Below are 20,422 nucleotides of genomic sequence, written 5' to 3'. Positions count from 1 at the left end.
AGGGTCTCTCGATCTGGACCGGCGTCAAGGACGCCCTTCGGGCGCCGGCTTCGCCGGCCGCTTCGCGGTCCTGGACTCCGGACCAGATCGAGAAAGATTTGGCTGGCTATCGGGGCGGCGGCCCGGGTGTGGCCACGGCACACTCACCCACGAAAAGTGACCGATCCACGCCTCCACCAGCCAGGGAGTCTTTGCGTGGAAGAAAAATTTCTTCCATCCACCAACCCCACCCCGGGCCAGGCGCTCTCTGAGGCGAACGGAAATTCGTTCGCCCACCAACCCTCCCGAAGAGAACGGGCTCTAGGCGGAAAGAAAATCCATTCCACCGGCCAGCCCGACCGCCCAAGCTCCCAGGCACCCGCCCAACCCAAACCTCCGCGCCAAACCCCTGCCGCCGACCCGATAGCCAGCCAAAATTCTCGACGGAGCCCGGTGTCAAGGATCGCCGCAGGCGACCGGCGAAGCCGGCGGCCGAAGGCCGCCCTTTACTCCGGGGTTCGTCGAGAACACCCTTCAAGAACGGGTCGGCGGCAAACCCCAACCACAAAAACACGGCCCCAACAGAGAAGGAAAAACCGACCTACCCCCGCCGAGTCAACACCCTCTGCGCAACGACAAACACGAGCACCAGCACCCCGATCGAGATCCGAGTCCACCAAGAAGACAGCGTGCCGTCGAAGGAGATGAAGGTCTGGATCGTGCCGAGCACGAGCACCCCGAGCAGCGACCCGATCACGAACCCACGACCGCCGGTGAGCAGCGTGCCGCCGATGACCACGGCGGCGATCGCGTCGAGCTCCATCCCGACCGCGTGCAGCGAGTAGCCCGAGAGCGTGTAGAGCGCGAACAGCAGTCCGCCGAGCGCCGCACACAGCCCGCTGATCGCGTACACCCCGACCTTGGTCGCCGCGACCGGCAACCCCATCAGCAGCGCCGACGGCTCGCTGCCGCCGAGGGCGTAGACGGTGCGTCCGAAGCGGGTCGAGGCGAGGACGTACGCAGCCACCGCGACGATCACCAGTGCGAAGACCGCCGTCCACCCGAGGTAGTAGCCACCGGGCAGGGTGATCGTGCCGAACGCGATGGCCTTGAAGGTCTCGTCCTTGATCGGGATCGAGTCGACGCTGATCAGGTAGCAGAGCCCGCGGGCCAAGAACATGCCCGCCAAGGTGGCGATGAAGGGCTGGATGTCGAAGTAGTGGATCAGCAGCCCCATCGCGGTGCCGAGCAGGGTGCCGGACAGGAGCACGATCACGATCACCGCGACCACCGGCAGGCCTAGCTCGAGCGTACGGGCCGCGATCAGCGTCGAGAGGGCCACGTTGGAGCCGACCGAGAGGTCGATCCCACCGGTGAGGATCACGAACGTCATTCCGACCGCGAGCACGATCAGGAACGCGTTGTCGAGCAGCAACGTCAGGAAGACCTGCGGATCGGCGAACCCCTCATAGCGGATCCCGCCGACCCCGAACATGCCGATGAACAGCGCGAACGTGCCGAGCACGGGCAGGTAGCGGCGGGGCGGGCTGTAGCGTGCGACCCGGGCGATGAGCCCGGTCTCGATCGCGGGCACCTGAACACTCATGCGACAGCCTCCTCGCGGCTGGTCGGCGTACGGTCACTGCGTCGTTGCAGCACCGCTCGCGCCTTCGGCGACTGCAGCAGGCACACGATCACGACCACCAGCGCCTTGAACAGATAGTTGGCCTCGGCCGGGATGCCGATGTTGGGGATGGTCCGGGTGAGGGTGGCGATCAGCATCGCCCCGACCAGGGTGCCGGTGAGCGAGAAGCGGCCGCCGGCCAGTGACGTACCTCCGATGACGACGGCCAGGATGGCGTCCAGCTCGATCCACAGTCCGAGGCTGTTCGCGTTCACCGAGTGAGTGTTGGCGGCGATGATCAGACCGGCGGTCCCGGCACACAGCGCCGCGAAGACGTAGACGGTCCAGATGATCGTGCGGGAGCGTACGCCGGCCAGCCGGCTCGCCTCCGGGTTGATCCCGACCGACTCGATGAGCAGGCCGAGCGCGGTGCGGCGTACGACTATCTGGGTGGCCGCGAAGACCCCGAGCGCGATCAGGGCGGCGACCGGGAGGGTGAGCAGGTGGCCCGAGGCCAGCGCGGCGAAGGCGTCGTTGTTGACCGTGGTGATCTGGCCGCCGGTCACCAGCATCGCGATCCCGCGGCCGGCGACCATCAGGACCAGCGTGGCGATGATCGGCTGGATGCCGACCACCGCGACCAGGAAGCCGTTCCACAACCCCAGCGCGACACTGACGGCGAGGGCCATCGAGATCGCGATGACGGCTGTGCCGGCGGCGCCGTCGACGGGGCTCTTGACGATGTAGACGCAGGCGACGGCGCCTGCGATCGCCGCCACGGCTCCCACCGAGAGGTCGATCCCGCGGGTCGCGATGACCAGCGTCATCCCGATCGCGACCAGCAGCACCGGGGCGCCGTTGCGGACGATGTCGACCAGGCTGCCGAAGAGGTGACCGTCCTGGATGCGTACGTTGAAGAAGGTCGGCGTCGCGATCAGGTTGACCACCAGCAGCGCGCCGAGCGCGGCCAGCGGCCAGAAGAGGCGGTGGGCCATCGCGCGGGCGGCGAGCCCCTGGCCCGGTCTGATGTTCTCAGGCATCTGCTCGCTCCTTCTCGGCCAGGCCGCCGGGTTCGCCGGTGATGATCTCGAGTACGTCGTTGACTTCGATGCCCCGGTTGGGCCGCTCGTCGATCTTGCGGCGGTCCTTGAGGACCACCAGCCGGTGGCTCAGCCGGAGCACCTCCTCGAGCTCGGCGGAGATGAACACCACGCTCATCCCCTTCTCCGCGAGATCGGCGACGAGCTGCTGGATCTGGGTCTTGGCACCGATGTCGATGCCGCGGGTGGGCTCGTCGAGCAGGAGTACGTCGGGCTCCGTGATCAGCCAGCGCGCCAGCAGGACCTTCTGCTGGTTGCCACCGGACAGACTCCGCATCGGCAGGCTCGGGTCGGCCGGCCGTACGTCGAGAGCGGTCATGAACTCCTTGACCAGCTTCTCGCGGGTAGCCGTCGGGATCGGCCGCAGCCAGCCACGGGTGGCCTGAAGACCGAGCAGCATGTTGTCGGCCACGGAGAGCTCCTCGAAGACTCCTTCGGCCTTGCGGTCCTCGCTGCAGAAGGCGAGCTTGCGGTCGATCGCGTGCCGAGGGCTGCGCAGCCTCCGCCGGCTCGAGCCGCGAACGGTGAGGTCTCCGGTGTCCGGGGCGTCGGCGCCGAACAGCAGCCGGGCCAGCTCCGTACGCCCCGAGCCGAGCAGGCCGGCGATGCCGACGACCTCGCCGGGGTACAGGGTGAGGTCGGTGGCCTCCAGGCTCCCCTTCCGGCCCAGCCCGACCGCGCTGAGCACCGGGAGGCGCTGCTCGGTCGCAGCCTCCTCGGGTGCCTCGTGAACGGCATGGTCGAGGCGCTCGAGGACCTGGAGGTCGCGGCCGATCATCAGCTGCACCAGCTCGAGCTGGGTGGTCCCCTCGACCAGCCGCTCGCCCACCACGCGGCCGTTGCGCAGGATCGTCATCCGGTCGGAGATCTCGAAGACCTGGTCGAGGAAGTGGGAGACGAAGACGATCGCGGTGCCCTGGTCCCGCAACCTGCGCATCACCTCGAAGAGCCGAGCCACCTCGTCGGCGTCCAGGCTGGAGGTCGGCTCGTCGAGGATCAGGACCCGGGCGTCGGTGTCGACGGCACGCGCGATCGCGACGAGCTGCTGGACAGCGATCGGGTGGCTGCCGAGCTCCGACCCGGGGTCGATGTCGATGCCGAGGCCCTGCAGCGAGGCGGCGGCGCGGCGGTTCATCGCCCGGCGGTCGATCGGGCCGATCCCGTTGAGGCGGCGGGGCTCACGGCCGAGGAGCATGTTCTCGGCCACGGTGAGGTTGGGCACCAGGTTGACCTCCTGGTAGACCGTGCTGATCCCGGCATGCTGAGCCGCAGCCGGGGTGGCGAACTGGGTCTCGACGCCAGCGATCTCCACCCGTCCCGAGTCGATCGTGTAGACCCCGGTCAGGGCCTTGATCAGCGTCGACTTCCCGGCCCCGTTCTCCCCCATGAGCGCGTGCACCTCCCCCGGCAGGAGTCGCAGCGAGACGCTGTCGAGCGCTCGGACCGCTCCGAACGTGATGGAGACGTCGAGCATCTCCACCACCGCCCGGGGTGGCGTCAGTTCTGCCTGGCTCATGTCGTACTGGCTCCTGCTGGTCGGAGGGGGCGGCGGCGGATGCTCACCGAGGTGACTCGGTCGGCGCGCGCTTCCCTCGTGGAGTTCCACGCGGGAAGCGACGCCTCACCGAGGCACCTCGGTCAGCGGTGTCAGTACTTGCGGTCGGGCAGCGCCTCAGCGGCCTGCTCCGGGGTGAAGGTGGTCTCCTCGGTGACGATGCGGTCGGGGACCTCCTCGCCGGCGACGACCTTCTCGGCGACGTCCATCAGCTGCGGCCCGAGCAGCGGGCTGCACTCGACGATGAAGTTGATCTCGCCCGCGGCCAGCGCGGTCATGCCGTCCTTGACCGCGTCGACGGTGATGATCTTGATGTCGGTGCCGGGCTTCTTGCCGGCTGCCTTGATCGCCTCGATCGCACCCAGGCCCATGTCGTCGTTGTGGGCGTAGACGACGTCGATCTTCGGGTTAGACTGCAAGAAAGCCTCCATGACCTGCTTGCCGCCGTCACGCGTGAAGTCACCGGTCTGGGACTCGGTGATCTTGATCTTGGAGTCCGCGGAGATCTTGTCCTCGAACCCCTTCTTGCGGTCGATCGCCGGCGCCGACCCTGTGGTGCCCTGGAGCTCGACGACGTTCACCGCACCGTCCTTGTCGACGTCGGACGCGTCGGCGTTGTCGACCAGCCACTGCCCTGCCTTCTCTCCCTCCTCGACGAAGTCGGAGCCGATGAAGGTGACATAGAGCGAGGTGTCTTCGGTGTCCACGGCCCGGTCGGTCAGCACGACGGGGATCTTGGCGCGCTTGGCCTCCTGGAGCACCGCGTCCCAACCGGTCTCGACGACCGGGCTGAACGCGATGACGTCCACCTTCTGCTGGATGTATGACCGGATCGACTTGATCTGGTTCTCCTGCTTCTGCTGAGCGTCGGAGAACTTCAGGTCGATGCCGGCCTCCTCGGCCGAGTCCTGGATCGATGTGGTGTTCGCGGTGCGCCAGCCACTCTCGGCGCCGACCTGGGCGAACCCCATGGTGATCGAGCCGTCGTCGGCGGCTTCGCTGCCGCCGCACGCGCTGAGCGACATCCCGCCCAAGGCGAGCGCACACAGCCCGATGAGGGTCTTCTTCACTGTCGTCCTCCAGTGTTTTACTGCGGCGGCCAGTGTGACCGTCGTCACGATGCGACCCAGTGTGAGCGTTAACATTCGCGCGGTCAAGCGGAATGGGAAGATCGGTTCGAATCGGCAGCAGGTCGTCCGGAACTCCCCATACTGTGTGGACATGACGCTCACCCTGACCCCGGAACAGGCGCGCCGGATCGCCGTCCGCGCCCAGCTCCTCGATGCGCGTCGGCCCGTCTCACTGGTGGAGACGGTCGATCAGCTGACGCTCCTGCAGATCGACCCGACCAGGGCGATCGCGCCGAGCGCGGATCTGGTGGCGTGGTCGCGGTTGGGGGATGCGTACGATCATTCGGATCTGACCTTCGCCCTCGAGCAGGAGCGCTCGCTGGTGGAGTTCTCCAGCTTCATCTTCCCCATGGACGAGATCGAGACGGTTCTCGCCCTGTCTCCGGCCCGGATCCACCCCACGGCCGTCGAGTGGGTGGAGGCCAACAAGAGATTCCGTACGCAGGTCCTGGATCGCCTGAGAGCCGACGGACCCCTCGTGGCCGGCGAGATCGAGGACACCGCCGAGGTGCCCTGGGCGTCGACCGGGTGGACCAACGACAAGAACGTCCTGCGGATGATCGAGCTGCTCAACCGGATGGGCGAGGTCGCGATCGCCGGCCGCCGCGGCAAGCTGCGCACCTGGGATCTCGCCGAGCGCGTCTACCCGTCCGACGTGCGCCCTACGTCGGCAGAGCCCTCTCCAGAGGAGGCGCTGAGGGTGGAGACCGTGCGCCGCCTGGCCTCGCTCGGGATCGCCCGCCCCGGGCGGAAGGACTCCTCCGGCGGCGAGGTGCTCGGCGCCGGAGACGCGGGCGTCCCGTGCACCGTGGCCGGAGTCGACGGCGAGTGGCGGGTCGACCCCGAGGCGCTGGCCGCCCTCGAGGACGGGTTCGCGCCACGGGCTGCCCTGCTCTCCCCCTTCGACCGTCTCGTCTACGACCGCGACCGGGCGCTGGACCTATTCGGGTTCGAGTACGTCCTGGAGATGTACAAGCCGGCCGCCAAACGTCGCTGGGGCTACTTCGCCCTCCCGATCCTGTACGGCGAGCGGCTCGTCGGGAAGCTCGACGCGAAGGTGGACCACAAGAAGGCGCTGATGAACGTCTTCGCCGTCCATGAGGACTTCGGGTGGACCGCCGAGATCGGTGACGCGGTCGAGGCCGAGATCGAGGCGCTGGCCGGGTGGCTGGGCGTCGGGATCGTCCATCCGTGACAGCGGCCCCGAAAACAGGGCAAACCGACGCGAATTGCTCTTCTCCACATCCTTCGGCGCGCCTACTGTGAGCAAACGGGGTCGGAAATCGATCAAAGGAGACGATCCGAATGGCAACGCTCAACCCGTACATCAGCTTCAAGTCCGAGGCCGCGGAGGCGCTCGAGTTCTACCGGTCGGTGCTCGGCGGCACCGTTGAGACGATGACCTTCGACTCCATGGGCGACGCGATGGGTCCGGTGCCGCCGGAGGCGAAGGACCTGGTCATGCACGGCTCGCTCACCCTCGACGACGGCCTCGTCCTGATGGCCGCCGACACGCCTCCCGGGATGGGCATGGACTACGTCGCCCCGACCGCCGGCATCACCGTCGCGATGACCAGCCCCGACCCCGCCGACCACCCGCGCTTCGCCGACTACTACGCCAAGCTCTCCGAGGGCGGCGCACCCGGGATGCCGTTCGCGCAGGCCCCGTGGGGCGACTACTTCGGCCAGTTCGAGGACAAGTTCGGCGTGAGCTGGATGTTCGACGTCGCCGGCCCCGAGTCGGCACAGGCCTAGACGAAGGTCCGAGCAAAGATCCGTCTTTCGTAGGAGGCGCCGGGCAGCGAGTCGTTTTACCGTCGATACATGCTGATCGCGGAAGACCTGCTGCTGCTCGTGCTCGATGACGAGAAGGGCACGCTCGCCTCGTCCTGGGTCCAGCAGGCGCTGGGCGGAGCGATCCTTACCGAGCTCGTCATGGCGGGCTCGGTCCAGGTCGTCCCCAAGTCCGGGCTCACCCCGGCCAAGGCCATGGCGGTGCCGGGCCGGCGGCCGGACGAGCCGATCCTGGCCGCTGCGTACGACGTGCTGGCGGCCAAGCCACTGGCGGCCAAGAACGCCGTCACCAACCTCGGCAAGGGGCTGCACGAGGCGCTCGCCGCGCGGCTGAGCGACCGCAACATCCTCAAGCGCCGCGACGAGAAGATCCTCGGCATCTTCCCGCGCACCACCTGGCCGGCCGCAGACTCGACCCACGAGAACGCCGTACGCGGCCAGTTGGTCGCCGTGCTCATCCAGGGTGCCGCGCCGGACGAACGGACCGGCCCGCTCATCGCCCTCCTCTCTTCCATCGACCTCGCCCACAAGGTGGTCGACACGAGGGCCGTCGGCGCCGGAGCGGTCAAGAAGCGGGCGAAGGAGATCGCCCGTGGCGACTGGGCCGCCAAGGGCGTCAAGGACGCGATGGACGAGGTCACCGCGGTCATGACCGCGGTGATGGTCGCCACCACCGTCACCACGACGACCACCTGACAAAACCCGAGGATCGCAGCCGCGGAGGGGCTGCGATCCTCGGGTTCGTACGAGGCGGTCAGGCGAAGAACGCTCGCAGGTCGGCGGCGACGTCCTCGGGACGCTCCATGGCCGCGTAGTGGCCGCCCTCGGGGAACTCCGACCAGTGCTGGATGTTGGCATTGTCCCGCTCGGCCAGCGACCTGATGGTCTGGAAGTCGTCCTTGAAGACGGCGACCCCGATCCGGCCCTGGGAGACCTCCGGCTCGCGCTCGGCGTGGCCCTCCTCGTAGTGGTAGCGCGCCACCGAGGCGTAGGAGTTGGTGAGCCAGTAGTAGGTCGCCTGCTCGATGACCTGCTCGGGGGTGACCAGCGAGGTGCCGTTGCCGAAGGACTCGAAGAGCTCGCTGTAGGCCAGCGTCCCGACCGGCGAGTCGGCCAGCGCCGCGCCGATGGTCTGCGGCCGGGAGCCGTTCATCGCGTTGTAGCCGCCGACCGACTGGAACCACTGCATGTGCTCGAGCGCGGCGTACTCCTTCGGCCCGAAGTTCTCGAACTCGCTCGGGTCGCCCGACGGGAACGAGAAGAGCTGCAGCACATGGGCGCCGAGGAAGCCCTCGGGGTTCAGCAGGGCGAGCTCGCGACCGACCATCGCGCCGCCGTCGCTGCCGTGCACCCCGTAGGAGTCGTAGCCGAGCCGGCGCATGAGAACGTCGTACGCCTCGGCGGCCCGCTTCATCGTCCAGCCGGTGTCGACCACCGGCGTCGAGAGGCCGAAGCCCGGCAGCTCCGGGATCACCAGGTGGAACTCGTCGGTCAGCGACTCGATCATCGGCAGGAACTCCAGGAACGAGCCCGGGTAGGTGTGGGCGAGGAGGAGCGCCTTGGCGTCCGGGTTCGAGGAGGGTACGTGGACGAAGTGGATGACCTGGCCGTCGATCTCGGTCAGGTGGTTGGGCACGGCGTTGATGCGCGCCTCGACCGCACGCCAGTCGAAGCTCTTCCAGCGCTCGACCATGTCGGCGAGGTAGGCCGTCGGGGTGCCGTAGTCCCAGGAGTCGCCGGGCACGCTGGGCGCGAACCGGGTGCGCTCCAGGCGGGTGCGGAGGTCATCGAGATCCGCCTGCGGGAACTCGACGGTGACGGTGCTGATCTCGCCGTTGGACTTGGTGCTGATTCCGGTGTTGACCTGCGTGTTCATGACTTCTCCTTGGTGGTTTCCGACCTTGTGAGACCTACGTTATGAAGGGTTCCGGCAAGCCTGATTCCGGAATTCCACTGGCCCGTGAATCTTTTTTCCCGCACGCTGAGCCCGTGCTGGAAACCTCTGCGCGACTGCTCGCGCTCCTCGGTCTGCTTCAGTCGTCTGCCGGCTGGACCGGCGCCGACCTGGCCACCCGGCTCGACGTCTCCGAGCGCACCGTGCGCAACGACATGACCAAGCTGCGCGAGCTCGGCTATCCGGTGGAGTCGGTACGCGGCCCGGGTGGGCGCTACCGGCTCGGCTCCGGCGGGAAGCTTCCGCCGCTGCTGCTGGACGACGAGGAGGCGCTCGCGGTCGCCGTCGGGCTGCGTGCGGCGACGGGCATCACCGGTGTCGCGGAGACCAGTGCCAGGGCGCTGGGCAAGCTCGAGCAGGTGCTGCCCGACCACCTGCGTCGCAAGCTGGCCGCAGTGGTCGATGCGATGGACGCCGGCCCCGTCAACACCGACAGCAACGTCCCCGACCCGGACGTCGACGCCGGCACCCTGCAGGCGCTGGCCACCGCGATCCGGGACCATGTCGGCGTACGCGCCGACTACCGCGACGAGCCCATCGAGGTCGAGCCCTACCGACTGATCGCCTGGCAGCGCCGCTGGTACCTCGTCGCCCGCGACCCCCGCGCCGACGCCTGGCTGCCGCTGCGCGTCGACTGGCTGCGTCTCAAGATCCCCGGCGGGCGACCGTTCCGGCCGAGTGACCCTTCCTTCGACCTCACCGAGTTCGTCGTACGCGAAGTCGCCCGCACCGGCTGGGCCGTACACGCCCGCCTGATCATCGCCGCCTCCGCCGAGGAGGTCATCTCCCGCATCAACCCCGCCGTCGGCACCGTCGAGCCGATCTCCCCCGACCGCAGCGTCCTGGTCACCGGCGGGGACAGCCTCGAGGTCGTGGCCGTCTGGATCGGCATGCTCGGCCTCGACTTCACCGTCGAGTCCCCACCTGAGCTGGTCGACCACCTCCGCGTCCTCGCGGAGCGCTACGCGGCCGCGTCGACGATTGCGCCGAATCCGGTGTCGTGAACACCGTCCGGCCGCTACGTTTCGGGCCATGCTGATCGCCGAGGAGCTCATCCTGCTCACCCTCGAGGACATCACCGGACAGCCCGTCAAAGGTCTCCGCAACCTGGCGACGCGGGACGTGCTGGTCGGCGGTGCGCTGCTCGCCGAGCTCGCGCTCGCGGGCGCCGTCGAGGTGCACCAGCAGTCGTTCTGGCGCTCGCCCAAGGTGCGCCCCGTGAAGGTCCAGGTAGCTGACGACGCGAGCCTTCAGCACGCGTATGACATCGTCTGCGAGCGCCCCAGAACGCCGTCCAAGGTGGTCAAGCGCATCGGCACCGGAATGGCTGCCTACCTGATCGGCCATCTCGTCAACCAGGGTCTGCTGCGAGCCGAGGACCGGAAGGGCCTCTTCTTCAGCACGACCGTCCACCCGGTCCTCGACCCGCGGTCGAAGCAGCCCGTGCGCGACCGGATTGCCGGCGTCCTGCTCCACGGCCATACACCCGACGAGCGCACCGGCACCCTGATCGCACTGCTCTCCGCCGTCGACCAGGCCCACCGCCTGTTCGTCTCCCCCACCGTGCCGCCCCGCGTGGTCAAGAAACGCGCCAAAGAGATCGCCCGGGCCGACTGGGCCGCCGGTGCCGTACGCGAGGCCATCATCGCCGCCCGCCAGGGCGTCGAGTCCGGCTTCAGCGACAGCGGCGGCGACGGTGGTGGCGGCGACGGCGGAGGCGGCGGGGATTGAGGCTCGCCGACCGCTCCAGGAGAACCGTCCGCGCGTCCCTACGACAGATGGTCCGAGTTTGTGAACGATTCACAAACTCGGACCATCTGTCATAGCGAACCGGATTCGGCCCGCCCGAACCTCGCCAGGTAGTGCCAGACCCGCTTGACCGACTGCGGGTCGTAGTCGCCCAACCTCGCGGCGTCGCCGAGAAGATCAGGCGTGAGTACGTCGCCAAGTGACTGCGCCAGGTCGACGTACTCCTGACCTCGGTAGTCCGGATCGAGGCCGACGGTGGCGACACGGAAGCCCGGATGCCACTCCACCGCGCAGCCGAGCTCGCCCGCCGCGGCCTCAACCTTCGTGTCACGGAAGCACGGGTCGAGCACGACCGCCTCGACATCTCGTTCGATCACGACACCACCGTGCACATGAGCCTCGACGCACTCGTCAAGATCGTCGAAACCCGAGGCGTCGGCCATCGCGGACAGCTGCGGCAGTATCTCCGGGCCACCGAAGTCGGTCGGCTCGAAGACCGAGTCGGGGAAGCAGAAGGTGCACCGCTCCCGCACCTCGGGCCGGAGCCGGAGGTGCGCGGACCCGAACCGGATCGCGCCGCCGTATGGATCTTCGTGGCGGTTCCATGCTCCGTAGACCGGCCGTTCCCCCGCCGGCGCCCCGTCGTAGCGACCGCCGAACAGGCGGCTCTCCCAGCGCCACCGGTCCCCACCCGGATGCGCGGTCAGCCCGCCGTTGGACGTCCCGGTCTCGAACTGCGACCGGTACCTGCCATCGCGTGCCAGCGAATCGACCACCAGCCCGCCCGCGTACGGCCAGTCGGGGTGGAACTGCAGCGTGACGCTCATCGTCGCGCAGCGACCGCGCTCACGAACGCACGCACGAGCGGGTGGACCGGAGCCTCGGCGAGGGCGCCGATGTGGGGCTGGAACATGCTGGTGACGTAGAACGGGTGATCCGGGAACTCCAGGACTTCCGCGCCGGCGTCGTCCGCGGTCGCGCCGACGACGACACCGATCTTCTCCAGCGTCGCTACGGCCTCTGTTGTGGGCGCGTAGTTGCAGAAGTGCATGCCGACGAACGGCTCCGGCTGCCAGCCCGCGAAGCGGGTGCCGGGGACCGGGGTCACCAGCCGCTCCTCGCCGTAGAGCGAACAGGCCAGCGCGGCGACCGCGTTGTCCTCGTCCGCGCCGTCGGACTCGGCATGGGTCGCCGTGGAGCCGAGCACGTTGCGGGCCCACTCCAGCACGGCGTACTGCATCCCACCGCACACCCCGAGGAACGGGATCCCCTGCTCGCGGACAACCGTGAGCGCAGCGAGAACCGCGGCGTCATCGGCATAGGGCGAGCCAGGAACGAGCCAGACCCCGTCGTACGCCCCAATCTCGAACCCGGAGTCTGTCGGCACCCACTGCGTCTCGACCCCGAGCTCGGCCAGCTGCGGCCGAAGCGCGTTGAGCTCCTGATGGCTACGGTGTCCCCGGTCGTCGCCGAGCAGTGCGATCATGCGCCGATCCTCGCAGCCACGTGAGGACGGATCCAACGAATTCAGCCGCAGCGCACCGAGCCGGATCTACGCTGTTCTCATGACGACGCAGGTTCGGCTAGGCGGCCTCCGAGGCATGTTCTCGCTTCCGAGCGATGACGAATGGAAAGCGATGGACAAGGAGATCCGGTCCATGTTCGACCCGGACCTCGAGATTCAGGCCGCCCGCGACTGACTTCCTGACCTCCGACCGCATCCTGCTCGGGCTCGGCTACGACTGGATCGTGGACGCACGTAAATAGGTCGAAGTCCGCAGCCACTGGGTGACTGCGGACTTCGACCCAGCTCACTCCTGCGGCTTGATGCCCAGGCGGTCGAGCTCCTCGTCGATGATCGCGGTGTCCAGCTTCTGGAAGACCGGGGTGGGCTTGGCGACCGGGGTGCCGACGACGATGTCGTGGCGCTCCCAGGTGGGCGCACCGGAGTAGTCGCCGGTGATGATCGGGTAGGGCTTGCCGTCGTCGAGGTCCTCGACCTCCTCGATGCGGGGCATCGGGGCGACCTCGCCCTTGCCGCCGAGCGCCTTGTCGATCTCGTTGGCGGAGAACGGCAGGAACGGGGACAGGATCAGGTTGAGGTCAGCGACGCACTGGGCCATCACGTGCAACACGGTGCCGAGGCGCTCGCGGTCCTCCGGAGCCTTGGCCAGCTTCCACGGCTCGAGGTCGGTGACGTACTTATTGACCTCGCCGACCGCACGCATCGCCTCGCCGATCGCCTGCTTCTGCCGGTGACGACCGATCAGGTCGCCGACGGTGCCGAACGCGGCGCCGACGGTGTCGAGGATCGCCTGGTCCGCCTCGGTCAGCGCCCCGGCGGGGGGCAGCTCGCCGAAGTTCTTCGCGATCAGGGTGGCGGTGCGGTTGACCAGGTTGCCCCAGCCGGCGACGAGCTCGTCGTTCGTACGCCGCACGAACTCCGCCCAGGTGAAGTCGGAGTCGTTCGACTCGGGGCCGGCGGCGGCCACGAAGTAGCGGAACGCGTCGGGCTGGTAGCGCGAGAGGAGGTCGCGTACGTAGATCACGATCTTCTTCGAGGAGGAGAACTTCTTGCCCTCCATCGTCAGGTACTCGCTGGAGACGACCTCGGTCGGCAGGTTCAGCACATCGAAGGAACCGGGCTCGCCGCCCTTCGACCCCTGGCCGTTGTAGGCGATCAGCTCGGCCGGCCAGATCTGGGAGTGAAAGACGATGTTGTCCTTGCCCATGAAGTAGTACGACAGCGCCTCCGGGGCGTTCCACCAGTCGCGCCACGCCTCGGGGTCACCCGAGCGTCGGGCCCACTCGATCGAGGCGGACAGGTAGCCGATCACCGCGTCGAACCAGACGTACATCCGCTTGGTCGGGTTCTCGCGCCAGCCGTCGAGCGGGACCTTGATGCCCCAGTCGATGTCGCGCGTCATCGCGCGCGGGCGGATCTCCTTGAGGATGTTCTGGCTGAACCGGATGACGTTGGGACGCCACAGGCCGGTCTGCTCGCGGTCGTCGAGGAACGCATGCAGGGCATCGGCCAGCGCCGGTAGGTCGAGGAAGAAGTGCTGGGTCTCGACGAACTCCGGGGTCTCGCCGTTGATCTTGGAGACCGGGTTGATCAGCTGGTCCGGGTCGAGCTGGTTGCCACAGTTGTCGCACTGGTCACCGCGGGCCCCGTCGGCCCCACAGATCGGGCAGGTGCCCTCGATGTAGCGGTCCGGCAGCGTCCGGCCGGTCGACGGCGAGATCGCGCCCTTGGAGGTCTGCTCGACGAAGTAGCCGTTGTTCCACACACCGAGGAACAGCTCCTGCACCACCGAGTGGTGGTTGGCCGAGGTGGTGCGGGTGTAGAGGTCGTACGTCAGGCCGAGCGAGGTCAGGTCCTCGACGATGATCCGGTGGTTCTTGTCGACGAGCTCCTGGGGCGTCACGCCGGCCTCGTCGGCGGCGATCAGGATCGGGGTGCCGTGCTCGTCGGAGCCGGAGACCATGAGCACGTCGTGGCCCGCCATCCGCATGTACCGACTGAAGACGTCGGAGGGCACGCCGAAACCGGCCACGTGGCCGATGTGGCGCGGGCCGTTTGCGTACGGCCAGGCGACTGCGGACAGAACGTTGCTCATGGCCCCATCCTAGGGAGAGGCAGCCACTCGCCCCTCAATTGACACCGTTATCGACACCGGCAACCCGGATCACGGGTTGAACATCTGGTCCCGCTGGTAGGCGTACTTCCGGATCCACGGCAGCCACTTGGCGAGCTGGGCGCCCGGGCAGGAGGTCTCGTTGGTGTGGAAGTGGCCGTCGATGACCCAGACCCGGACGCGCCGACCGGCCGGGAACCGGTCGCTGCCCTTCGAGATCGTCTCGAGCGTGCCGCGCTCGTCGCGGCCGGCCATGTCGAGCTTCCAGGCCGCCATCCGCTCGGTCTTGATGAGGGCGTCGTCGGAGGGGCGTACGTTCTCGAAGTTGCCGATCAGGGCGATGCCCATCGACTGGTGGTTGAAGCCACGCGTGTGCGCGCCCTTGACGAGCCGGTCGATGCCGCCGGAGCGACCCTCCCAGGCACGGCCGTACTTGTCGATGAGGAAGTTGTACGCGATGTCGAACCACCCCAGTGACCTGGTGTGGTAGCTGTAGATGCCGCGGATGATCCCCGGCACGTCGCCCTTGGAGTAGTTGTTGCTCGTCGCGGTGTGGTGGATGTGGACCTGCTTCAGCGAGCTGTTGTACTCCGGGCGGCCGTTGCGCCAGGAATTGTTGGCACCCCACTGCGACCGGGTGAAGATCACCGGCTTCGGCGCCCACTTCGGTCGCGACCGCGCGACCCGGCCGTTCGCGCTGCCGCTCGAAGCACTGCCGTAGCCCAGGTCGTCGGCCTCTCGCTTCGGAGCCTTGACGTCCTCCTGCGGCCCCGTGTTGATCAGGGTCAGCTTCAGGTCCTTGGGCTGCGCACCCTCGACCCGCACCTGTACGCCACTGGCCCGGCCGGTCCACACCGGCTGGGTGCCTCGGCGCTCGACCTTGCCGCGTGCGGCGACGCCCCCTTCGCCGCCGTCCGGCAGATCCTCCTGCAGCGGCAGCTCCTGCCACTCGCGCCACTGGTCCGACTTGCTCACCCGCACCTCGACCTGGGGAGTCTCCGCCCCGGTCCAGGAGACCCCGACCATCGAGAAGGTCGTCGTACGCAGCTTCTCCGTCGAGGCCGCGGCGGCGGACCGCTCGGTCAGCCGCGGCGGCAGCTTCACGTCACGGGTCGCGATGCCGTCCTCGAGGCGAGGCAGCTTGATCAGCTGACCTTCCTCAGCGGCTGCCGGATCGATCGCCGAACCGATAGCAGGCACGAGCATCGACGCGCCGACGACGACAGCGGTCAGGGTCACAGTGATGACGCGGGGGAAGCTGGCCATACCCTTGATTTTGAAGAGTCGAGCGCCCGACATGCCGCAAACGCATGTGTTCGGTGTGTCGTTTGGGACTTCTGTGACTAAAGCGCCGGCGCCGGCGCGAACGGCACCGGCCGCCCGGCGTACGCAGCCAGGTGCTCGTAAGCACCCGATCCCTCAGGCGCCGAGAGCGCGTTGGCGAAGGCCCGCCCCTTGCGCTCCGGCCCGAGGATGCGGTCCATCGCGACGACCGCCCGCTGGGCGACCGCCTCGTCGAGGCCGTCGGTCGGGCGGCCGAGCGCCGCGCACACGTCCCAGGTGTGGACCGCGATCTCGGCCGACTGCCAGTCAGGGTCGATCATCACCATGTCGTCGGGGCCGACCTCGCGCCACAGGTTGATCAGCGCATTGCCTCTGGTGCGGAGCTCCTCGCCCAGGTTGACCGCGTAGTCCTCGTGCCCGTCCCATCCCGGCGGCGAGCCCTGGAGCATCGTCACGAAGACGCGCGGCTGGGCGATCATGTGGTTGGCCAGCTTGCGCAGATCCCACTCGGGACACGGCGTCGGACGGGTCAGGTCGTCCGCCGTGACGGTGTCGAGAAGCTCTGCTGCCTGCGTCAGGGCCCGCTGCAGCGCGAGCACTCCCATCTGGTCAACCACACGACCATGGTGTCAGGCGAGCTTGCGTCCCGCGAAAGCAGCCAGCCGCTCGTACGCCCCGGCGCCCTCGGGCGCCGCCACCTCGGCGTCGAACGCACCCGTGCGCATCTCCGGCTTCAGGGTCGCCTCCATGAAGCCCAGCGCGACCTCGGCCAGCTCCGGGTCGAGCTCGGAAGTCGGGACGTCGAGCGCCTGCGCGAGGTCCCAGGAGTGAGTGGCGTACTCGGCGACGAGCAGGCCGACCGGCACGCCGGGACCCTGTCCCCATGCGTGGAGGACGTCGTCGGCACCCACCCGGAACGTCGGCCCCCAGCTCTCGCTGACGTGCGGCGGCGGCGCGCCCCAGTCGGGCTCTCCGCCACGAAGCATGGTGACGAAGTTGCCGCCGTCCGCGATCACGTGGTCGGCCAGCGTGCCGACGTCCCATTGCCGGCACGGCGTCGGCCGCGAGACGGTCTCGGCGTGCACCCGGTCGAGCAGGTCGCCGGTCTGGTCCAGCGCCCGCGAGAGAATTCCTGCCTCGTCTGTAGTAGTCACCCCGCCAACCTACGACTGGTTCGGCGGGGCGTCACCGGTAAACCTTCAGCTGAAGTCGAGGTCGTGGACCCGGGCGCGCTTGAGCTCGTAGACGTAGGGGTAGGCGGTGATCAGCTGGAAGCCGTCCCAGAGCTTGCCGGCCTCCTCGCCCTTGGGCGCCTTGGAGATGACCGGACCGAAGAAGGCCGAGCCGTTCATCGCGATCGTCGGGGTGCCGACGTCGTTGCCGACCTGGTCCATGCCCTCGTGGTGGGACTTGGCGATGTCCTCGTCGTACGAGGAGTCGTCCATCGCGTCGGCGAGCTCGACGGGCAGCTCGACAGAGGCCAGCGCCTCCTCGATCAGCGCCCGGTCGAAGTCACGGCCCTCGACGTGGCGGCGGGTGCCGAGCGCGGTGTAGAGCTCGGCGAGCTTCTCCTGGCCGTACTCGTTCTGCACCGCCATGCAGACCCGCACCGGGCCCCACGCGGTCGAGAGGAAGTCGCGGTACTCCTGCGGGATGTCCTTGTCCTGGTTCAGGTACGCCAGGCTCATGATGTGCCAGGTCACCTCGACGTCACGCACCTTCTCGACCTCGAGGATCCAGCGCGAGGTGATCCAGGCGAACGGACAGGCGGGGTCGAACCAGAAGTCGGCGGCAGTCTTCTCGGAAGCGGGGGTGGTCTGCGTCATATCGACACTCAACCACCGCCCCCGAGGATCTGTTCCACGCGGCCGCCACAGCGGCACGCCCCCAAGCCTGAACGAATCGCCCCAAGAGAGCGATTTGTTTCGGACTCGTTACCGCTACTCCCGGGTAAACGCTTACATACCCCACTAGGCTTCCGCGGTTCGATCACTCGGATCGGGCCAAACCCCCATGCACTAGGAGCAGTCTCGTGAGACTCTCGATCGACCGAAGAACAGGTCTGGTCGGCGGTGTTGTCGCTGTCGTTGCGACCGCCGCTGCCATGTTCTCCCTTCTACCCTCCAACGCCGGCGCCGCGACGACCGTGGTCCTCGACGGCGTCTCGGTCGCCGTCCCTTACGGTGGCACGCAGGTCGTCACCGTGAACCGCAGCTCGGGGACGTACGCCAACGTCCGGTTCTGGGTGAAGGCCGACGGCAAGTGGACCCAGAAGTTCATGACCACCAAGGGGCGGATCGGCTCTGGCGGGCTCGTGGCGCGCGACCAGCGCAAGCAGGGCACCAGCACGACCCCGATGGGCACCTTCAGCCTGATGTCCACCTTCGGCACCCACGCCAAGGCGAGCACGCAGAAGCTGGCCCACACCAAGATCACCAGCGAGTCCTACTGGGTCCAGGACAACAACTCGGCCTACTACAACCGCTACCGCCTCAAGTCGCAGGGCGGCTTCCGCCACTGGCTCCCCGCCAGCGATGTGAACAGCTCCGAGCGGCTCGCGGCCTACCCGACGCAGTACGAGTACTCGGTCGTCATCAAGTACAACTACGACAAGCCGGTCCGCTACCGCGGCGCCGGGATCTTCCTGCACGTCAACGGCTCCGGCGCGACCGGCGGTTGCGTCAGCGTCCCGCGGTGGATGATGAAGGAGTACTTCAGCCTTCTCGATCCCACCAAGAAGCCCGTCATCGCCATCGGCGCCTGACGAGAGACAGCACTGTGGGCCGGAGCGAGGATCGCTCCGGCCCACAGCCATATGACGATGAGGCTCGAGGCCTCCCGAATCAGTTGACGGTGGTGAAGTCACCCCCGCTGGCCCAGTAGGCGACCTCGTCGCCGCTGTAGGCAGCAGTCACTGCGTACTCGCCCGCGGGGAGCTTGACGAAGGTGACTCCGGCTGCACCTCCGCTGAGCGTCTTGGTGACCGTACGTCCGCCGTTGGTCGTGATCTTGACCGTGCCGGCGGGCTGGTAGCCCGGCGCGGTGACCTGGACGGCCACCTTCGCCTCCCGGGAGCCGCCGGTCGCGGTGACCTTGACGCTCGGCTTGACGCGGACCCGGCCACTGGGGCCGTACGTCTTGGTCAACGTCCCGCTGCTGGACCGGGCGACCACGGTGACGCTGAGGCGGCGACCGACGTCGGCCTCGGTCGGACGGTACTTCTCGGTCGTGGCCCCGGAGATCGGCGTGCCTTCACGCGTCCACTGGTAGGAGAGGTCCACCGCCTCGCTGAAGCCGCCCGGGTCGACCTGCATCAGGCCACCGAGACGAGTGCCGCCCTTCACGAAGCCGGCCTCGGTCTGCGCCAGCTCGCCGCCGCTGGGCGGCTCCGCCGGCTGCTGCGGTGCCTTGCCGCCACCGACGAGCGTGCTGGCGAAGGCGTACGACTGCTTCGGGCGGTAGCCCTCCTGGACACCGACGACGACCGCGCCGATCCTCTTCCCGGAGGCCGTTGCGGGCACCTTCAGGAAGCGGGACTTGGTGCGCGTGATCAGCTGCTTGTCGGCGTACCACCTGACCTCGCCGATCTTGGCCGACGGCTCGTAGTCCGCCCCGCCGACGGAGACCGTCGAGCCGACCTTCTGGGTGCCGCTGATCTTCGGCTGCGCCAGGACCTTGAACGTGCCCTGCTTGATCGGGGGCAGGATCTGGCTCATCGTCTTGGCCTCGCTGTAGTCCCGGCGGGTGCCGGTGAGCACCGCCGCGATCTGCTTGCCGGCGAGGTGGCCGGGGATGCGGAAGGTCTTGTTGGTCGCACCCGGGATCGGCTTCTTGTTCACGATCCACTGGTAGCGGATCTTGTTCGGGTTCGGGCTCCACGAGCCGGTGTTGACGGTGACCGCCTTGCCGACCTGTGCGGTGCCCTCGACCGTGGGCCGCTTGGTGACCGAGAGGCGCTGGTCGTTGAAGTGGATGAACCCGGTCGGGTAGTTCACCGAGTCCCTGCCGATCCGGCGCCAGCTGATGTCGCTGCCGTAGTTGGACTCCGAGATCGTGATCGTGTCCGCGCCGACCTTCTCGACGATCGCGACGTGCCCGAAGCGGCTCGCGCTCGGGTGCGAGGAGTGCCACCAGGCAACCGAGCCGACGGTCGGCGTCCGGTTCGTCAGCCTGCTCAGCGCAACGCCCCAGTTGGTGGCGTTGCCCTCGCCCGACCAGGGGCGAGCGTTCGGCAGGCCGGTCTGGATCAGCTTGTACGCGACGTAGTTGGTGCAGTTGCGACCGGCGTACATCCGCCAGTACATGCTCCCCCACGCACTCTCGTAGCCGCCGGTGGAGTAGCCCTTGCTGCGGCAGTCCGAGAAGCCGGAGCAGAGCGTGATGGAGCCCGCGTGCGCCGGTGATGCCAACTTGGGGATGACTTGCACACCGAGGCCGACGAGCAGCAGAACCGCGCCGGTGACCAAAGCCCGGCGCAGCGCCCCGCCAGGCTTCCCCACCTGGCGCGACTCCTGTGAATACTGGTGTTTCTGTGACTTGAGGGGCACATGAGCACCCTAGAGAAAGTTGTCAACCATTGATACCGGTGTGTCGGAATTACAACACTGTATTTTTA

General features: G+C 68.0%; 20 protein-coding genes. 7 read left to right on the top strand and 13 right to left on the bottom strand.

Annotated elements, in window-relative coordinates; genetic code table 11:
• Positions 1-580 precede the first annotated feature (580 nt).
• From yjfF to ABZY89_RS10215, 4 genes are all read right to left on the bottom strand, one after another.
• Positions 581-1,585 (bottom strand): galactofuranose ABC transporter, permease protein YjfF, encoded by a 1,005-nt coding sequence (yjfF, locus tag ABZY89_RS10230; RefSeq protein WP_355226822.1) that lies wholly within the window; start codon positions 1,583-1,585, stop codon positions 581-583.
• Complete coding sequence (locus tag ABZY89_RS10225; protein ID WP_355226820.1) at positions 1,582-2,643, bottom strand: ABC transporter permease; 1,062 nt, start codon at positions 2,641-2,643, stop codon at positions 1,582-1,584. Before ABZY89_RS10225 ends, yjfF begins: the two co-directional genes overlap by 4 nt.
• A complete protein-coding gene (locus tag ABZY89_RS10220) occupies positions 2,636-4,219 on the bottom strand; it encodes a sugar ABC transporter ATP-binding protein (RefSeq protein WP_355226818.1) in 1,584 nt (527 codons plus the stop codon). The genes ABZY89_RS10225 and ABZY89_RS10220 overlap by 8 nt, the downstream gene beginning before the upstream one ends.
• Before the next feature lie 131 nt (positions 4,220-4,350).
• Positions 4,351-5,328, bottom strand: a complete 978-nt coding sequence (locus ABZY89_RS10215) for an ABC transporter substrate-binding protein (RefSeq protein WP_355021576.1) — start codon at positions 5,326-5,328, stop codon at positions 4,351-4,353.
• A gap of 151 nt (positions 5,329-5,479) precedes the next feature.
• On the opposite strand from ABZY89_RS10215, the gene ABZY89_RS10210 reads away from it, so the two are divergent.
• The 3 genes from ABZY89_RS10210 to ABZY89_RS10200 all read left to right on the top strand — a co-directional run bounded on the left by ABZY89_RS10210 (position 5,480) and on the right by ABZY89_RS10200 (position 7,878).
• Entirely contained in the window at positions 5,480-6,583 is a 1,104-nt protein-coding gene (locus ABZY89_RS10210; RefSeq protein WP_355226816.1) for a crosslink repair DNA glycosylase YcaQ family protein, read from the top strand.
• A 110-nt stretch (positions 6,584-6,693) separates the two neighbouring features.
• A complete protein-coding gene (locus ABZY89_RS10205) occupies positions 6,694-7,143 on the top strand; it encodes a VOC family protein (protein WP_355226814.1) in 450 nt (149 codons plus the stop codon).
• A 69-nt stretch (positions 7,144-7,212) separates the two neighbouring features.
• Complete coding sequence (locus ABZY89_RS10200; protein ID WP_355226812.1) at positions 7,213-7,878, top strand: GPP34 family phosphoprotein; 666 nt, start codon at positions 7,213-7,215, stop codon at positions 7,876-7,878.
• A gap of 58 nt (positions 7,879-7,936) precedes the next feature.
• Here the strand turns inward: ABZY89_RS10200 and ABZY89_RS10195 are convergent, their stop codons facing one another.
• On the bottom strand, positions 7,937-9,058 hold the full coding sequence (locus ABZY89_RS10195) for an epoxide hydrolase family protein (RefSeq protein WP_355226810.1): 1,122 nt from the start codon (positions 9,056-9,058) through the stop codon (positions 7,937-7,939).
• 113 nt (positions 9,059-9,171) lie between these two features.
• Between ABZY89_RS10195 and ABZY89_RS10190 the strand changes: the two genes are divergently transcribed.
• Entirely contained in the window at positions 9,172-10,140 is a 969-nt protein-coding gene (locus ABZY89_RS10190) for a WYL domain-containing protein (protein ID WP_355226808.1), read from the top strand.
• A 28-nt stretch (positions 10,141-10,168) separates the two neighbouring features.
• Complete coding sequence (locus ABZY89_RS10185) at positions 10,169-10,867, top strand: GPP34 family phosphoprotein (RefSeq protein WP_355226806.1); 699 nt, start codon at positions 10,169-10,171, stop codon at positions 10,865-10,867.
• Between the two features lie 89 nt (positions 10,868-10,956).
• Here the strand turns inward: ABZY89_RS10185 and ABZY89_RS10180 are convergent, their stop codons facing one another.
• Complete coding sequence (locus ABZY89_RS10180) at positions 10,957-11,712, bottom strand: DUF3626 domain-containing protein (RefSeq protein WP_355226805.1); 756 nt, start codon at positions 11,710-11,712, stop codon at positions 10,957-10,959.
• Complete coding sequence (locus tag ABZY89_RS10175; protein ID WP_355226803.1) at positions 11,709-12,371, bottom strand: CTP synthase; 663 nt, start codon at positions 12,369-12,371, stop codon at positions 11,709-11,711. Before ABZY89_RS10175 ends, ABZY89_RS10180 begins: the two co-directional genes overlap by 4 nt.
• Before the next feature lie 79 nt (positions 12,372-12,450).
• Here ABZY89_RS10175 and ABZY89_RS10170 point away from each other — a divergent pair, with 79 nt between their 5' ends.
• Positions 12,451-12,585, top strand: coding sequence for a hypothetical protein (locus ABZY89_RS10170; protein WP_355226802.1), 135 nt, complete (start codon positions 12,451-12,453; stop codon positions 12,583-12,585).
• A 111-nt stretch (positions 12,586-12,696) separates the two neighbouring features.
• Here ABZY89_RS10170 and metG read toward each other — a convergent pair whose 3' ends face one another.
• From metG to ABZY89_RS10145, 5 genes are all read right to left on the bottom strand, one after another.
• Entirely contained in the window at positions 12,697-14,505 is a 1,809-nt protein-coding gene (metG, locus tag ABZY89_RS10165) for a methionine--tRNA ligase (protein ID WP_355226800.1), read from the bottom strand.
• A gap of 69 nt (positions 14,506-14,574) precedes the next feature.
• Positions 14,575-15,789, bottom strand: coding sequence for an N-acetylmuramoyl-L-alanine amidase (locus tag ABZY89_RS10160; RefSeq protein ID WP_355226798.1), 1,215 nt, complete (start codon positions 15,787-15,789; stop codon positions 14,575-14,577).
• Positions 15,790-15,866: 77 nt separating this feature from the next.
• Positions 15,867-16,424: a maleylpyruvate isomerase family mycothiol-dependent enzyme gene (locus ABZY89_RS10155; protein ID WP_355226796.1), complete on the bottom strand. Its 558-nt coding sequence runs from the start codon at positions 16,422-16,424 to the stop codon at positions 15,867-15,869.
• 12 nt (positions 16,425-16,436) lie between these two features.
• Positions 16,437-16,961, bottom strand: a complete 525-nt coding sequence (locus tag ABZY89_RS10150) for a maleylpyruvate isomerase family mycothiol-dependent enzyme (RefSeq protein WP_355226794.1) — start codon at positions 16,959-16,961, stop codon at positions 16,437-16,439.
• A 45-nt stretch (positions 16,962-17,006) separates the two neighbouring features.
• Entirely contained in the window at positions 17,007-17,633 is a 627-nt protein-coding gene (locus ABZY89_RS10145; RefSeq protein ID WP_355226792.1) for a DsbA family protein, read from the bottom strand.
• A gap of 206 nt (positions 17,634-17,839) precedes the next feature.
• On the opposite strand from ABZY89_RS10145, the gene ABZY89_RS10140 reads away from it, so the two are divergent.
• Complete coding sequence (locus ABZY89_RS10140) at positions 17,840-18,571, top strand: L,D-transpeptidase family protein (RefSeq protein ID WP_355226790.1); 732 nt, start codon at positions 17,840-17,842, stop codon at positions 18,569-18,571.
• A 79-nt stretch (positions 18,572-18,650) separates the two neighbouring features.
• Here the strand turns inward: ABZY89_RS10140 and ABZY89_RS10135 are convergent, their stop codons facing one another.
• A complete protein-coding gene (locus tag ABZY89_RS10135) occupies positions 18,651-20,306 on the bottom strand; it encodes a CHAP domain-containing protein (RefSeq protein ID WP_355226788.1) in 1,656 nt (551 codons plus the stop codon).
• Positions 20,307-20,422 lie beyond the last annotated feature (116 nt).

Origin of the sequence: Nocardioides sp. NPDC006303, assembly GCF_040613175.1 — a bacterium.
Lineage (GTDB): Bacteria > Actinomycetota > Actinomycetes > Propionibacteriales > Nocardioidaceae > Nocardioides.
This window is presented reverse-complemented; position numbering and strand designations above follow the sequence as displayed.

Excerpts from the sequence above, each read along its gene's own strand:
- ABZY89_RS10225 (WP_355226820.1), bottom strand. The coding sequence starts at position 2,643 with ATGCCTGAGAACATCAGACCGGGCCAGGGGCTCGCCGCCCGCGCGATG.
- ABZY89_RS10145 (WP_355226792.1), bottom strand. The coding sequence starts at position 17,633 with ATGACGCAGACCACCCCCGCTTCCGAGAAGACTGCCGCCGACTTCTGG.
- metG (WP_355226800.1), bottom strand. The coding sequence starts at position 14,505 with ATGAGCAACGTTCTGTCCGCAGTCGCCTGGCCGTACGCAAACGGCCCG.
- ABZY89_RS10185 (WP_355226806.1), top strand. The coding sequence starts at position 10,169 with ATGCTGATCGCCGAGGAGCTCATCCTGCTCACCCTCGAGGACATCACC.
- ABZY89_RS10210 (WP_355226816.1), top strand. The coding sequence starts at position 5,480 with ATGACGCTCACCCTGACCCCGGAACAGGCGCGCCGGATCGCCGTCCGC.
- ABZY89_RS10175 (WP_355226803.1), bottom strand. The coding sequence starts at position 12,371 with ATGATCGCACTGCTCGGCGACGACCGGGGACACCGTAGCCATCAGGAG.
- ABZY89_RS10220 (WP_355226818.1), bottom strand. The coding sequence starts at position 4,219 with ATGAGCCAGGCAGAACTGACGCCACCCCGGGCGGTGGTGGAGATGCTC.
- ABZY89_RS10170 (WP_355226802.1), top strand. The coding sequence starts at position 12,451 with ATGACGACGCAGGTTCGGCTAGGCGGCCTCCGAGGCATGTTCTCGCTT.
- yjfF (WP_355226822.1), bottom strand. The coding sequence starts at position 1,585 with ATGAGTGTTCAGGTGCCCGCGATCGAGACCGGGCTCATCGCCCGGGTC.
- ABZY89_RS10195 (WP_355226810.1), bottom strand. The coding sequence starts at position 9,058 with ATGAACACGCAGGTCAACACCGGAATCAGCACCAAGTCCAACGGCGAG.
- ABZY89_RS10160 (WP_355226798.1), bottom strand. The coding sequence starts at position 15,789 with ATGGCCAGCTTCCCCCGCGTCATCACTGTGACCCTGACCGCTGTCGTC.
- ABZY89_RS10200 (WP_355226812.1), top strand. The coding sequence starts at position 7,213 with ATGCTGATCGCGGAAGACCTGCTGCTGCTCGTGCTCGATGACGAGAAG.
- ABZY89_RS10205 (WP_355226814.1), top strand. The coding sequence starts at position 6,694 with ATGGCAACGCTCAACCCGTACATCAGCTTCAAGTCCGAGGCCGCGGAG.
- ABZY89_RS10180 (WP_355226805.1), bottom strand. The coding sequence starts at position 11,712 with ATGAGCGTCACGCTGCAGTTCCACCCCGACTGGCCGTACGCGGGCGGG.